Below are 13,126 nucleotides of genomic sequence, written 5' to 3'. Positions count from 1 at the left end.
TCAGGACACCACCGCGACGATCCCTTGGCGCGTTGGACCAGCGAGGTGGGAAATGCTGTGCGGGCCCGGGATCTATTTGTCGAACTGCTCTCGATCCGAGAGCGGGTATTGGGTGCCGAGCACCCCGACACTGTGAAAACTCGGCGGGAGCTAGAGAAACTAGGGGCGGCGAAGGAAGCGGGTCCAGGTGGGGGTGGGGAAGGTTAGAGTCGGGCCGACGGGGTTCTTGGAGTCGCGGACGGCTACCTGCTGAGTGGTTGTGGGGTGGGCGATCTCGACGCAGTTGGCCTGGCTGGTGCTGCGGCTGCTCTTGCGCCACGTGGTCATGATCTTGTTCCTCGGGTCAGGTCAACTTGTCAGCGGTGGTGGCAATGAGGCGGGCCGAGTCCTCCGTTGACAGAGCCACGGACTTGAGTGCTTGCCAGGCGATTTTAACGCTGCGGATGACCTGGGGTTCCTCTAGCAGGCCGGTAGCGCCGCGGCCTTCGAGGTAGACGAGCGAGGGTTGGTCGGCGAACTCCAGGAGCATCGCCGGCCCTTCGAGGCCGGGGTTCGCGCCAACCGCAAACGGCACCACGCGGATGTCGATCTTGGAGCGACGGACCACGGCGAGGAGGTGGTGGAGTTGGCCGCGCATCACGGCTGGGCCGCCGACGGGGCGGTGGAGGACCGTCTCGTCGATGATCGCGTTGAGGGTGGGGCCGTTGGTGCGGCTCAATAGCTCCCGGCGGCCCATGCGGGTGCGGACGAAGGTGTCGACCTCGGGCTCCGACAGTTCCCGGTTGCCGGCACTGATGACCTGTCGGGCGTATTCGTCGGTCTGGAGGAGACCGGGGATGACGAGTGGCTCGTAGTTGTAGATGGCGATAGCGGTGTTCTCGAACTCGATGAGTTGCTTCCAGGCGGCGGGGAGTTTGCCGCCGATGTGGATCCAGTTGCGTTGGTCGCTGTCGCGGACCAACTTGAGCAACTCTTCGCGGAGTTTGGCGGGGGCTTGGAGGAAGCCGAGGATCGCCGACACGTCGTCGGCGAAGAGGCCGCGGTCGCCGGTTTCCATCCGGCTGATCTTGGTGACACTGCATTCGAGGGCGTCCGCCACCTGTTGGCAGGTGAAGCCGCGCGCCTTGCGGAGGGCGCGGAGCTCCGCGGACACGCGGCGTTGGCGGACTGATGCTGATGTTGGCCTTCGTCCCACCGGGACAGGATGGCTTTTTGCCGCAGTGGTAAGGAAGTTGAGTCACCCGGATGGCATTGGGCCACAGGTCAGCGTAGGGCGGATTCAGTTACCGCGGCACGAAGTCTTGCGTGAAGATCGCGGAGGCGGGTGCGGTCGGGGCGGACTTCGACTACGCGGAGGCCGGGGCCGGGGGAGAGCGCGGCGCGGAGGTCGTCGGGGGTTTTAGCGAAAACATGGGGGACGTGGTAGCCGGCGCACAAGGACGACAGGTCCGCAGAGACGGGCGTGCCGAAGACGCGTTCGAAGCTGGGGGTGTGTTCGGCGGCGCCTTGTTCCAACAGGGCGAAGATGCCGCCGCCGTCGTCGTTGAGTACCACGATGGTGACGTTGGGGCGTTGTTCCAGGGGGCCGATGGCCAGGGCGTTGAGGTCGTGGAGGAAGGTGAGGTCGCCGACCAGGGCGTAGCCGGGGGTGTCCTGGGCCAGGGCGATGCCGATGGCCGTGGAGAGGTTGCCGTCGATGCCGGCGACGCCGCGGTTGGCGTGGACGGTGACGTCGGGTCGGGGGTCGGCGGCCAGGTCGACGTCGCGGATGGGGTTGGAGGAGCCCAGGAACAGGGTGGCGCCGGGGGGTAGGGCATCGACCAGGTCGCGGGCGACTTGGAGGCCGGTGGGCCAGTCTTCTTCGGCGAGGAGCTTGTCGGTGATGGTGGCGGCGGTGGTGTCGGCCTGGCGCCAGGCGGAGAGCCAGTCGGGGTCGTGGCCGTCTACTTGGGACAGATCGTCGAGGTCGAGCCAGCCGCGGACGTGTTCGGCCACGTACTGTGGATCGGTCCATTGTGGATGGTCGCCGACGCCGTAGACCGGTGCGGTGCCCATGAGGCCGCGGACACCACGGGAGAGGGTGGGGCGGCCGACGACCACGACGGCGTCCGGGCCTAGGGCATCGGGGAGGGTGCCGCAGGACAGCAGCAGGGCGCCGCAGCGCAGCACCGGGGCGCCACCGGCCAACGCCGCTGCGGAGCGGCCGGGTTCGGCGACGACCGGCCAGCCGGCGCGGGCAGCGAGCGAGGCGGCTGCGGTGGCGCGGTCCAGGCGGCCGCTGCCGACGACCATCAATATCCTTGCCGGCAAAGGGAAATCCACCCGGCTGCCGGGGACGGAGCGGGGCGCGGCGGAGGTGGTCCAGGGGCGGCCGTCGGGGCGACCGTCGAGGTCTTCGGGCCAGCGTGGCTCGAAGGTGGGCACCAGAGGCTCCCGGAACGGGATGTTGATGTGCACCGGGCGGCCGTGTTCAGCCTGGGCGACGGCTCGGCAGACGAGGCCGCGCCACACGGCGTTCTGCGCGCCGCGGCGTTCGGCCACCGGGAAGTCGACGGCGATCGCAGCCGGGCCGAACAGGCCGCGCTGGTCGATGGTCTGGTTGGCGCCGCTGCCGTGCAGCTCGGCCGGGCGGTCGGCGGTGAGCACCAGCACGCCGACACCGGAGTGGTAGGCCTCGAGGACCGCCGGATGCAGGTTCGCCGCCGCGGTGCCGGAGGTGCACACCACCGCCGCCGGCCGGCCGCCGCCGGCGCTCAGGCCCAGCGCGAGGAAGCCGGCCGACCGCTCGTCCGTGCGCACGTGCAGGACCAGCTGACCGAGCTCGTCGGCACGGTGCAGCGCCATCGCCAGCGGTGCGTTGCGGGAGCCCGGGCACAGGACGACGCAGCGGATCCGGTTGCGCACGAGCTCGTCGACGATCACCGATGCCTGTGCGGTGGACGGGTTCATGTGGATACCTCGGGCGGGAATGCCCTGAAGGCGGCCTTCAGGGCATGCACTGGTCGCGGGTTCACCCGGGCACCTCGCGCAGCATCACGCGGGCCCGCAACCCCCAGCGGGCGGCAGCGCGGCCGGCCTCGGTCAGCCCCACGCGGGTGCTGGTGTCGTCGGGGCGCAGCACGTCCAGGATGTACAACCGTTGGAGGAAGAGCCAGCCGTAGTCGCGGCTCAGCTCGTCGACGGGCGGCCCGCGCCAGCCGGTGCCCCAGCCCTCCTCATCGACCACGGCCGCGACCTTGTCCAGCAGCCGGTCCAGCTCGATCACGTCTTCCAGCAGCAGCGCGGCAAGGCACACCTCCTGGATCACACCCCGGATGGAGGTGTCCTTGGCGATCATGTCCTCGCCGAGCGCCATCGCCAGCGTGTCCGGATCGTCCACCCGATCCTGCCCCGCCGCGGTCAGGACCAGCCGATGCCCGATCTTCTGGATCAGCTCCAGCTCGGTCGCGACGTACCTCAGGCTGGACACCGGCGGCCAGCTCTTCTCCCCGCGGCCACTGGTCTCGATGTCCGCGCAGGCGGGCATCAGCTCGACGAGCTCGCGGACCAGCGCGGTCGGCAGGTAGCCACTTCGGGTGAGGCCGACGCCATCGCCGCGGCACGCCTCGAGCAGCGCCTGCAGGGCGGGAAACTCGTAGCACGGATCGAACTGCGGTACCCGGCCGAGATCGGGCTTGACCCGGACCAGCATCTCCCGGCGGGTCTGGCTGCCGCCGGCGGTCAGCCAGCTGGCCAGCCGTTCGTTGAAGATCTGCAGGTGCCACGCGCCCGGTTGGCCATCCGCGGGGCTGGCCAGCACCTTCATGGTCAGGCCGACACGGAGCTGATCGGCGTCCTCGGCATCGAAGAACCCGTTGTCGCCGGCCTCCTCCAGGATCCGGCCGACCCCGGCGTGCACGGCCTGCTCGACCGGTCCGCGCGCCGCGCCCCAGGCAAGTGCCGGGGTGTTCGGTGGTTCGATGCCGGACTCCCGCCAGGCCGCGCGAACCAGGGCCGGCCGGATGTCGGCGTCCGCGGCGAGGATCGCGTTGGTGGTCGGGCCCCGGCAGATCTCGGCATACCGCGGGTAGCCCAGCAGATCGAGCAAATCGGCCAGCACGTGGGCGGCCCCGGCGGGATCCCCGGGCAGCCGGGGCAGCGCGGTCCAGCAGATCTGCTGCACGTCGTACCGGGTCACGTTCTCCGGGTGCGCCGCGCCGAACCGCAGCGCCGCCCACAGCCCGCGGGCCAGCCGCGCGGCGGCGGCGTCCCGGGCGCGGAGGGTGTCCAGCGCGGTGTCGATGTCGTGCACGGACCCAGCTTGGCACGGCGCGCCGACACGTGCTCAGAGTTGTCCACAGGGTGCCCATATGCTCCTGTTGTGGCTGATCATCAGGTTTCCGAGCTGTTCGACCCGTCCGCGTGGCGTCTGGTGGCGGGGTTCGATTTCACCGACATCACCTACCACCGGGCGGTGGACACCGGGGCGGTGCGGATCGCGTTCGACCGGCCGGAGGTACGCAACGCCTTCCGGCCGCACACCGTGGACGAGCTGTACCGGGCGCTGGACCACGCGCGGATGTCGCCGGATGTGGGGTGCGTACTGCTCACCGGCAACGGGCCGTCGCCGCGGGACGGGGGCTGGGCGTTCTGCTCCGGCGGAGACCAGCGGATCCGTGGGCGCACCGGGTACCAGTACGCCAGCGGGGAGACCGCGGAGACCGTCGATCCGGCGCGCGCGGGGCGGCTGCACATCCTCGAGTGCCAGCGGCTCATCCGGTTCATGCCGAAGGTGGTGATCGCGGTGGTGCCGGGCTGGGCGGCGGGCGGCGGGCACAGTTTGCACGTGGTGTGTGACCTGACGCTGGCCAGCGAGGAGCACGCGCGGTTCAAGCAGACCGACGCGGACGTGGGCAGCTTCGACGGCGGGTACGGGTCGGCATACCTGGCGCGGCAGGTCGGGCAGAAGTTCGCCCGGGAGATCTTCTTCCTCGGCCGGGCGTACGGCGCGGCGGAGATGCACCGGATGGGGGCGGTGAACGAGGTGGTGCCGCACGCGGAGTTGGAGTCGACGGCGCTGCAGTGGGCGCGGGAGATCAACGGGAAGTCGCCGACGGCGCAGCGGATGCTGAAGTACGCGTTCAACCTGATCGACGACGGGTTGGTGGGGCAACAGCTGTTCGCGGGGGAGTCGACGCGGCTGGCGTATATGACGGACGAGGCGGTCGAAGGCCGGGACGCGTTCCTGGAGAAACGCGCCCCGGACTGGTCCCGGTTCCCCTATTACTATTAGCTGTACGGCATCGTCGGCCACCAGTACCAACCGGCGCGGTTACCGAGCCGCACGCCCCAGTAGAAGATGAAGAATGTGCCGAAGATGACGAATGCGGCCGCGGTGAATCGTGCGGCGCGGTCGGATCTCGCGGCGATCCAGCGCTGGAACCGGCCTCGGCTCAGCAGGGTGACTAGAATCAGCAGAATGGCGACGCCGGCGATGTTGCCGAGTGACTGCAACGCGAACGTCATGAATCCGATGAGCGGATTGTGGGTGGACGCGGCGTATTCGTACATGTGCCGGAACATGCCGAACGGCCGGCCGATGAGGAACGCGCCGACGAGCGCGCCGAGGAAGGTGACCTCGGTCCACGGGCGACGCTGGAACAGCCCCGCCAGCGGGTTGCGCACGAGCTTCACCTTGGCCAGCGCGTACCAGACCATGATCGCACCGATGACGGTGAACACGATCGCGGACTGGAGCAGGCGGACCCGCAGACCCGTGTTCGGATCGCCGATCCGCGCGTTCGACAGCTGGGGCGAGTTGTCGCCGATCAACACTCCGATCGCGCCGTACACACCGGCCACGACGACCGCGCCGAGGGCGAGCCAGCCGACCGGTTTCAGGATCGCGACGATTCTGGTGCGGAGGCCTTCGGTCTGCTGCGCGGACATCGGGGCGAGCGCGCCGAACACGGCGATGTTGCATGCGGTGAACATGCCGCCGACGCCGGTGATGAACGCGAACACGGCCGCCGCGAACGATCCGGTGATGGCCACCTGCGTCGCGGTGCCGCCGACCACCGGGTCGGCAATGTTACCGGCGATGACGGTGTCCACGAGCCGCGGCGACCAGACAATGGAAAGAATGACGCCGACGATGGCGCTGTAGACGACCAGGGACCACTGCCTGGTTTTCTGTTGTTGTTCCTCGGTGAGTGCCCGGTCGGGTGCTGATTGCACGTCTGTCATCGAGGACCTCCGGAATTGGGCGAGAAATACCGCAACAACCGCCGTCGACTTCGACGGTATTCGACCCCTGGACAGAATAAGGCCAAATCAGGCCATGGTCTATCACGGTTTTTACATGCCGGTCGGATTGCGCACTCCAGCGTAAAGTGAGCGGCTGTTCGGAGTAGCCGACCCGCTGCGAACCGTGATCATGACAGGATGGCGGCATGCGGCAGGTCGTGGTCGACGGCTCGCCGGCGGCGGTCACCGAGCTGTTCGGCGGTCTTCGGGCGGCGCTGGACGGGTCGGGGCCGCCCGTTGTTCCGGTGGATCCGGGTGTGCCGGTGACCGGCTCGGAGCCGGCGGCGGGGATCGCGCTGGTGGTGCCGACGTCGGGCTCCACCGGGGACGCCAAAGGAGTGCTGCTGGCGGCGTCCGCGCTGCGGGCCTCGGCCACGGCCACGCACGGCCGGCTGGGCGGGCCCGGGCGGTGGCTGCTTGCCTTGCCGGCCCGGCACATCGCCGGGGTCCAGGTGCTGGTCCGCTCGATCCTCGCCGGGCACGACCCGGCGCTGATGGACACGTCGGCGGGCTTTCGGCCGCACGGGTTCGCCGAGGCGGCGTCCGGTGTGCTGGTGTTGGGTGGCCCTCGGTACACCGCGCTGGTACCCACCCAGCTCGCGCGCCTGGTCGAGGCCGGCGGCGACGGGCTGCGGGCGCTGCGCGGCTTCGACGCGGTTCTGCTCGGGGGCGCGGCCACGCCCAGCGCGTTGCTGGAGCGCGCGCGGGCGGCCGGGGTTCGCGTGGTCACCACGTACGGGATGACCGAGACGGCCGGCGGTTGCGTGTACGACGGGGTGCCGCTGGACGGGGTGCGGGTGCGGCTCGGTGCGGGTGGCGTGGTCGAAATCGCCGGCCCGACGCTGGCTTCCGGGTACTGGGATCGTCCATTTGAGACTGAAGCGGCGTTCGCAGGCGGCTGGTTCCGCACCGGGGATCTGGGCCGGCTGGGATCGGACGGCAGGCTCGAGGTGCTCGGCCGGGTGGACGACCTGATCAACACCGGGGGCGTGAAGGTGGCCGCGACCGCGGTGGAGCGGGTGCTGGCGGCGCGGCCCGGCGTGGTCGAGGCCTGCGTCGTCGGGCTGCCGGATCCGGAGTGGGGTCAACGGGTCGCCGCCGCGGTGGTCGGTGGGTCCACTGTGGATGATGACGACCTGCGTGCCGCGGTGCGGGCCGAGCTCGGGGCGGTCGCGGTGCCGCGGGTGATCCGGCGGGTCGACCGGCTGCCGCTACGCGGGCCGGGCAAGGTCGATCGCGCTGCGGTGGCCGACCTGTTCTGACTGTGGCACGTTCCCAGGACTATGACAGCCTTGCCCGTGGTGCTCGCCCTGCTTGCCGGTCTGACCGTGGCACCTGCCCCCGACGAGTGGAATGTCGAGCTCTCCCAACCCATTTCGGTCAGCCAGATGTCCCGAATGGACGGCGTGACGATCGCGGTCTACCCCGTGCACACGCTGCGCCAGCCGGCGAACGCGTTCACCGTTTCGGGCGATGCCGACGTCGTCGACGTCCGTGGCCGGGAGCCGGGTGGCGGCTGGACCGAGTGGACCGAGGCGCCGGCCGTGCTCGACGTTCCGGCGACGGCCGTGCAGGTTCGGGTGCTGTACCACGACACCGCACCGCGCACGCTGACCGTGCACGCGGCCAGCGTCGCCGTGCCGCCACGGGTGCGCGCCGGGGCGGGGCTCGGCTACGAGGTGTTCGCCACCCGGGAGGGCCTGGTCGGCGGGCACACCGCGAGCGGCCACGTCATCGTGGAGCGGGACCACTTCGCCGCGTTGCCGTCCCGCCGCGGCCTGTCCACCAAGGACTCCGGTGACTACACCGTGAAGGTCTGCGCCCGGAACGGCCGCTGCGAGTGGGCGCCGGTGTGGGACGTCGGCCCGTGGAACACCAAGGACGACTACTGGAACCCGGCCGACGTCCGTCAGATGTGGACGGACCTGCCGCAGGGCCGCCCGCAGGCCCAGGCGGCCAAGCAGGACGGCTACAACGCCGGCCTCGACCAGTTCGGCCGCCTGGTGCGCAACCCGGCCGGCATCGACCTCGCCGACGGCATGTTCTGGGACGGCCTCCAGCTCACCACCAACTCCTGGGTCACCGTGACCTTCCTCTGGACGGCCACGGGTCCGCGCGGCTCGGTCGCTTCGCCGCAGGACGTCCGCAGTGCCCCCGATCCCGGCGCCCCGGTCACCGGCCTCGTCGCCGCGCACGCCCAGGTCCGGGTCGAGTGCCAGGCCGAGGGCTGGTACCGCATCGCACCGGAAATGTGGATCGCCGCCGGCTACGTGGCCGGTGTCACCGGCGCACCCAGTTGCTGATCGGGCGGTCGAGGCAGCAGGCTGACTGGCTTTGCACGCTGCGATTTCTGATGTGGTATCGCCGGGAACCGATAAGCGCGCTGCTCGGCTGTCAACTCCGGCAGGACCACGGTCAGGCCGATGGTGACTGCCGCCGCGTCCAATGCAATTCCCAGCAGCCCGGGCACATGGGTGTCTTTGACACCGAGCCAGTGCAGACCGCTGGCCAGGAGGGCAGCCCGTTCGTCGTCATTGGCAAGTTGGTTCCGGTCCCGAGTGATAATGGCTTCGAAGCCGCGCTTAACCAGCTCGGAGAACAAGGGAATGTCATCCGTCTTCGTGAGCTGCTCTTCCAGTGCGCACAGGAAGGTGTGCCGTGGGTGGATAGCCAGGATAGGTTTGATCAGTTGCGGGCTGAGGTTGTGGTCGATGAAGAACTTCACGCCGCGCTCCGGACCGAGGCCTGGAAGTCGGCGGCGTCACGAGCTGCCTCGGCGTCTACGCCGGGGTAGTAGTAACTCACGTCCTCCAGCGCGACGTCGCCCCTCGCAACGAGATCGGCAATGGTGTCATACGGCACACGGGTACCGATAATAGTGGGCCACCCCCCCATCCGACCGGCGCGAACTTCGAGCCGCTCTCGTGGGTGAAGAAAGTCAACGACGGTTGCCCCGCGCTTGGTCTGGAACGGTTCGAACACGTCGGCCAGGCTGAAGATCTCGTACTGGCCCGGGTTTGCAAGAAGATCGACGAGATTACCCTCGTCATCCGCAAGTGCGATGGTCCGGCCGTTGGTTCCGAATCGGTATCTCGACGGATGCTCGGTGAAATCAAGGGCGGGCATGGTGGCGAAAGCTCGGCGAACCTTCTGTAGTGAGGTCTCGGTGCGCAGCCGCACGACGGTTCGCAGTGCTACGACATCGCGAAACGAGTACAGAAGACGTGCTCCCGTTGCGACCTCCGGCACCAGTAGCCCGGTTCGGTTCCAATGCCTGAGTTGCCCAACGGAGGCACCGGTCAGCACCGACGTCAGGTTAGTCGGAAACATGTTCACCTCCCTCCATGGCTGCCGGTGGCCTCATCAGTGTGCCAGGTCTTGGTCAGGTGTTCGGCTGTTGACACTCCGTGATCCAGCAAGATGGGGGCATGGCGACCGTCGCGGAGTGGGTGCAGGGGGCGCGGGTGCGGACGCTGCCGAACTCGGTCGCACCGGTGCTGGTGGGGGGTGGGGCGGCGGCCGCGGTGGGTGGGTTCCATGTGGGGTTTTGGGTGCTCGCGATGGCGGTGGCGGTGGCGTTGCAGGTGGGGGTGAACTACGCCAACGACTACTCGGACGGGGTGCGGGGGACGGACGCGGAGCGGGTCGGGCCGCTGCGGCTGGTCGGGTCCGGGCTGGTGGGCGCGGGGCGGGTGCGGGCGGCGGCGTTCGCGTGCTTCGGGGTGGCGGCGGGGGCCGGGTTCATGCTGGCGGCTCTGACCGGGCGGTGGTGGCTGGTCGCGGTGGGGGCGGTGTGCATCCTCGGCGCGTGGTTCTACACGGGAGGGTCGCGGCCGTACGGGTACTCCGGATGGGGCGAGGCGGCGGTGTTCCTGTTCTTCGGGCCGGTGGCGGTGCTGGGCACGCTGTATGTGCAGGCCGGGCGGGTCAGTTGGCCGGGAGTCGCGGGGGCGGTCGCGACCGGCACGTTCTCCGCGGCGGTGCTGGTGGCGAACAACCTTCGGGACGTGCCGACGGACCGGACGGCGGGGAAGGTCACGCTCGCGGTGCGGCTGGGGGAGGTGCGCACCCGGACCCTCTACTGCGGCCTGATCGCGGTCCCGTTCATCGTTTCCATCGTCACATCGTTCAACAATCCCTGGCTGCTGGTGGGATTGCTCGCCCTTCCCATCGTTCAACGATCCGCTCGTAGGGTCGTTCACGGCGAGGCCGGTCTGGCGCTGATCCCCGTTCTGCGCGATACCGGGCTGGCGATGCTGCTGTGGGCGGCAGTCACCGCGGGCGCGCTCGGCTGGGGCTAGCACCGGGAGTACGACTCGGTTGCTGGAACGTACGACTCGCTTGCCGGAGCGTCGAACTTGGTTGCTGGAGCGTCGAACTCGCGGGCGGTCAGGGGGTGGCGGGCCAGGTGCCGGTGGTGAGGAACGTGTCGAGGACTTGTTGGTGGGGGGACAGGTCCAGGTTGCGTGCGGCCAGCCAGGCGTCGTCGTAGTAGGTGTGGGCGTAGCGTTCGCCGCCGTCGCAGAGGAGGGTGACGACGCTGCCGGGGCAGTCGGTGGCGAGGAGTTCGGCGACGAGTTGGAAGGCGCCCCAGAGGTTGGTGCCGGTGGAGCCGCCGACGCGGCGGCCGAGCACCTTTTCCACGAACCGGATCGTGGCCAGGGAGGCCGCGTCCGGCACTTTGATCATCCGGTCGATCACCTCGCCGATGAACGACGGCTCCACGCGCGGCCGGCCGATGCCCTCGATGCGTGAGCCGGCGCAACTGGTCAGCGATGGCTCATCGTCCCGCCACGCGGCGAAGAACACCGAGTTCTCCGGGTCGACGACGGCCAGGCGGGTGCGCAGGCGGCGGTACCGGACGTAGCGCCCGATCGTCGCCGATGTGCCACCGGTGCCCGCGCCGACCACGATCCAGGACGGCTCCGGCGCCAGCTCCAGGGCGAGCTGCTCGAAGATCGACTCGGCGATGTTGTTGTTGCCGCGCCAGTCCGTGGCCCGCTCCGCGTTGGTGAACTGGTCGAGGTAGTGCCCGTCGAGCTTCACCGCCAGCCGCCGTGACTCCTCGTAGATCTGGCCCGGCTCGTCGACGAAATGACAGGTTCCGCCCTGCCGCTCGATCAGCTCCACCTTCTCCGCGCTCGTGGTGTGCGGCATGACCGCGATGAACGGCAGCCCGAGCATCCGCGCGAAGTACGCCTCGGACACCGCAGTCGACCCGGACGACGCCTCGATCACCGGCGTCCCCTCGACGATCCACCCGTTGCACAGCGCGTACAGGAACAGCGACCGCGCCAGCCGGTGCTTCAGCGACCCGGTCGGGTGCGTCGACTCGTCCTTCAGGTACAGCTGGACGTTCCACGACGAAGGTAAAGGGAAGGGCAGCAGGTGCGTGTCCGCGCTGCGGTTGGCGTCCGCCTCGATGATTCGGACGGCCTCGCAGACCCAGTCCCGCGTCGTGTCGCTGCACCGGTCCACCGCGGTCACGATGGATCGTCCCCGCGCAGCTCGGCCCGCAGCCGCTCCCGCTCGGTATGGCGAGCCGCGCCCCGGGCGGCCAGGCCCGCGGTGACCCGCCGGTTCAACCCGCGGAACAGCAGCAGCCCCAACGGGAACCCGACGACGATCGCCACCGCCAGGCTCACCAGGACCGGCACCTCCAGCACCACCAGCACCACCGTGACCACGGCGACCAGACCGAGCCGGGCCAGCGTGTACAGGGCCAGGTCCCGCCCCAGACGCGTCTCCGCCATGGCCAGCACGCTACCCGCCGGAAATATTCGGCCGGCCCTCGAACCGGGTGGACAGCACCACGGTGGTGCGGGTCCGGGCCACGCCGTCGATCCGCCGCAAGCGCCCCAGCGTCCGCTCCAGCTCGTCGACCGTGGCCACCCGCACCTTCACCACGAACGCGTCGTCGCCGGCCACCGCGTAGCAGGACTCCACCTCACCGAGCCGGCCGAGCGCCGCGGCCACATCCTCGTCGTCCGCGGTGTCCGTGGGGTGGATGCCGATCAGCGCGGTCACCCCCAGCCCGACCGCCTCGGGGTCGACGACCGCGTGGTACCCGACGATCACCCCGGCCGCCTCCAGCTTGCCAACCCGCTCGTGCACGGCCGACGCGGACAGCCCCACCTGCCGCCCGAGCTCGGCGTACGTGGCCCGGCCGTCCAGCCGGAGCGCGTCGATGATCTTGCGGTCCACGGAGTCCACGGCAGCCAGCCTAGGGCCCACACCGGGTGTCCGAACCGCGCCGTTTGTCCCTTACTACCTCTTTACCTCCAGACAACCGTTCGAGTACTCGACGGGCGAGATGCGACGATGCGTGCAACGTGCTCAGAACGGAGGAGGCACGAGTTGACCGCTGCGACACACATCGGCGAGCGGCTGCTGACCCCGGGCGAGGTCGCGGCCTTGTTTCGAGTTGATCCCAAGACGGTGACCCGATGGGCGACCGCCGGACGCATCGGCTCGATTCGCACCCCCGGCGGCCATCGCCGGTTCCGCGAATCCGAGGTCAAGGCCCTGCTGGCCGAGCTCACCACGGAGGCCACGACCCCGGCTGGCCGGGACTGAGTGACCCCACTGGTTACCCCTGAGACCCGAAAACCGACAAACGGGTTAATCTCGGTAGTGGGTCCTCAGGGAGGTGGCATTCCATGATCTATCTGCTCGCTGCCATCGGCGCGATCGCCGTCATCGTGCTGCTGTGGCGAGCCTTCGTGGCGCGCCCGGAAAGCGTGGCACCACGTCGCTCCAGGACGGTGGCGCCGGACGACGACCCCGAGTTCCTCCGCCGCCTCAACGAGCACCGCCGTCCCGACGACGACGGCAAGCCGCC

Annotated in this window: 17 protein-coding genes; 7 read left to right on the top strand and 10 right to left on the bottom strand. The window is 69.6% G+C overall.

Translation table 11 applies throughout. The features are described 5' to 3' along the window. Nucleotides 1–24 precede the first annotated feature (24 nt). Nucleotides 25–207 (top strand): tetratricopeptide repeat protein, encoded by a 183-nt coding sequence (locus VGR06_RS43880; protein WP_414637254.1) that lies wholly within the window; start codon nucleotides 25–27, stop codon nucleotides 205–207. Here VGR06_RS43880 and VGR06_RS13965 read toward each other — a convergent pair. The 4 genes from VGR06_RS13965 to VGR06_RS13950 form a co-directional block, all read right to left on the bottom strand. Next, nucleotides 160–327 (bottom strand): DUF397 domain-containing protein, encoded by a 168-nt coding sequence (locus tag VGR06_RS13965; protein WP_327559483.1) that lies wholly within the window; start codon nucleotides 325–327, stop codon nucleotides 160–162. The two genes, VGR06_RS43880 and VGR06_RS13965, sit on opposite strands and share 48 nt — an antisense overlap. Nucleotides 328–343: 16 nt before the next feature. Then, nucleotides 344–1,153 (bottom strand): helix-turn-helix transcriptional regulator, encoded by an 810-nt coding sequence (locus tag VGR06_RS13960; RefSeq protein WP_327559482.1) that lies wholly within the window; start codon nucleotides 1,151–1,153, stop codon nucleotides 344–346. A gap of 110 nt (nucleotides 1,154–1,263) precedes the next feature. Further along, the gene (gene menD, locus VGR06_RS13955) at nucleotides 1,264–2,949 is read right to left on the bottom strand and encodes a 2-succinyl-5-enolpyruvyl-6-hydroxy-3-cyclohexene-1-carboxylic-acid synthase (protein WP_327559481.1); all 1,686 of its coding nucleotides are present in this window, start codon (nucleotides 2,947–2,949) and stop codon (nucleotides 1,264–1,266) included. A gap of 61 nt (nucleotides 2,950–3,010) precedes the next feature. Further along, nucleotides 3,011–4,291, bottom strand: a complete 1,281-nt coding sequence (locus VGR06_RS13950; RefSeq protein WP_327559480.1) for a hypothetical protein — start codon at nucleotides 4,289–4,291, stop codon at nucleotides 3,011–3,013. A gap of 69 nt (nucleotides 4,292–4,360) precedes the next feature. Between VGR06_RS13950 and VGR06_RS13945 the strand changes: the two genes are divergently transcribed. After that, on the top strand, nucleotides 4,361–5,272 hold the full coding sequence (locus VGR06_RS13945) for a 1,4-dihydroxy-2-naphthoyl-CoA synthase (RefSeq protein WP_327559479.1): 912 nt from the start codon (nucleotides 4,361–4,363) through the stop codon (nucleotides 5,270–5,272). On the opposite strand, the gene VGR06_RS13940 is transcribed toward VGR06_RS13945, so the two are convergent. After that, on the bottom strand, nucleotides 5,269–6,225 hold the full coding sequence (locus VGR06_RS13940; protein ID WP_327559478.1) for a hypothetical protein: 957 nt from the start codon (nucleotides 6,223–6,225) through the stop codon (nucleotides 5,269–5,271). The genes VGR06_RS13945 and VGR06_RS13940 overlap by 4 nt on opposite strands. 206 nt (nucleotides 6,226–6,431) lie before the next feature. On the opposite strand from VGR06_RS13940, the gene menE reads away from it, so the two are divergent. Both menE and VGR06_RS13930 read left to right on the top strand, forming a co-directional pair. Beyond that, on the top strand, nucleotides 6,432–7,547 hold the full coding sequence (gene menE / locus VGR06_RS13935; protein WP_327559477.1) for an o-succinylbenzoate--CoA ligase: 1,116 nt from the start codon (nucleotides 6,432–6,434) through the stop codon (nucleotides 7,545–7,547). A gap of 21 nt (nucleotides 7,548–7,568) precedes the next feature. Then, the gene (locus tag VGR06_RS13930; protein WP_327559476.1) at nucleotides 7,569–8,588 is read left to right on the top strand and encodes a hypothetical protein; all 1,020 of its coding nucleotides are present in this window, start codon (nucleotides 7,569–7,571) and stop codon (nucleotides 8,586–8,588) included. Here VGR06_RS13930 and VGR06_RS13925 read toward each other — a convergent pair. Then, complete coding sequence (locus tag VGR06_RS13925) at nucleotides 8,552–9,010, bottom strand: hypothetical protein (RefSeq protein ID WP_327559475.1); 459 nt, start codon at nucleotides 9,008–9,010, stop codon at nucleotides 8,552–8,554. The two genes, VGR06_RS13930 and VGR06_RS13925, sit on opposite strands and share 37 nt — an antisense overlap. After that, nucleotides 9,007–9,591: a DUF433 domain-containing protein gene (locus VGR06_RS13920; RefSeq protein WP_327559474.1), complete on the bottom strand. Its 585-nt coding sequence runs from the start codon at nucleotides 9,589–9,591 to the stop codon at nucleotides 9,007–9,009. The genes VGR06_RS13925 and VGR06_RS13920 overlap by 4 nt, the downstream gene beginning before the upstream one ends. Before the next feature lie 122 nt (nucleotides 9,592–9,713). On the opposite strand from VGR06_RS13920, the gene VGR06_RS13915 reads away from it, so the two are divergent. Continuing rightward, nucleotides 9,714–10,586: a 1,4-dihydroxy-2-naphthoate polyprenyltransferase gene (locus VGR06_RS13915; RefSeq protein WP_327559473.1), complete on the top strand. Its 873-nt coding sequence runs from the start codon at nucleotides 9,714–9,716 to the stop codon at nucleotides 10,584–10,586. An 88-nt stretch (nucleotides 10,587–10,674) separates the two neighbouring features. Here VGR06_RS13915 and VGR06_RS13910 read toward each other — a convergent pair whose 3' ends face one another. The 3 genes from VGR06_RS13910 to VGR06_RS13900 are packed head-to-tail and all read right to left on the bottom strand — an operon-like array spanning nucleotide 10,675 to nucleotide 12,498. Continuing rightward, nucleotides 10,675–11,772, bottom strand: a complete 1,098-nt coding sequence (locus tag VGR06_RS13910) for a PLP-dependent cysteine synthase family protein (RefSeq protein WP_327559472.1) — start codon at nucleotides 11,770–11,772, stop codon at nucleotides 10,675–10,677. Then, complete coding sequence (locus tag VGR06_RS13905) at nucleotides 11,769–12,038, bottom strand: DUF4229 domain-containing protein (protein WP_327559471.1); 270 nt, start codon at nucleotides 12,036–12,038, stop codon at nucleotides 11,769–11,771. The genes VGR06_RS13910 and VGR06_RS13905 overlap by 4 nt, the downstream gene beginning before the upstream one ends. 10 nt (nucleotides 12,039–12,048) lie before the next feature. Beyond that, nucleotides 12,049–12,498 carry an Lrp/AsnC family transcriptional regulator gene (locus tag VGR06_RS13900; protein WP_327559470.1) on the bottom strand — a complete coding sequence of 150 codons (450 nt, stop codon included), beginning with the start codon at nucleotides 12,496–12,498 and terminating at the stop codon, nucleotides 12,049–12,051. Between the two features lie 144 nt (nucleotides 12,499–12,642). On the opposite strand from VGR06_RS13900, the gene VGR06_RS13895 reads away from it, so the two are divergent. Together VGR06_RS13895 and VGR06_RS13890 are read left to right on the top strand one after the other, a co-directional pair. Beyond that, nucleotides 12,643–12,861 (top strand): BldC family transcriptional regulator, encoded by a 219-nt coding sequence (locus tag VGR06_RS13895; RefSeq protein ID WP_327559469.1) that lies wholly within the window; start codon nucleotides 12,643–12,645, stop codon nucleotides 12,859–12,861. 83 nt (nucleotides 12,862–12,944) lie between these two features. Then, nucleotides 12,945–13,126: hypothetical protein (locus tag VGR06_RS13890; RefSeq protein WP_327559468.1), on the top strand; the 182-nt coding region annotated here is incomplete at its 3' end.

It is taken from the genome of Actinophytocola sp., from assembly GCF_036002505.1.
In the GTDB taxonomy this organism is placed as follows: Bacteria; Actinomycetota; Actinomycetes; order Mycobacteriales; family Pseudonocardiaceae; genus DASYTH01.
This window is presented reverse-complemented; position numbering and strand designations above follow the sequence as displayed.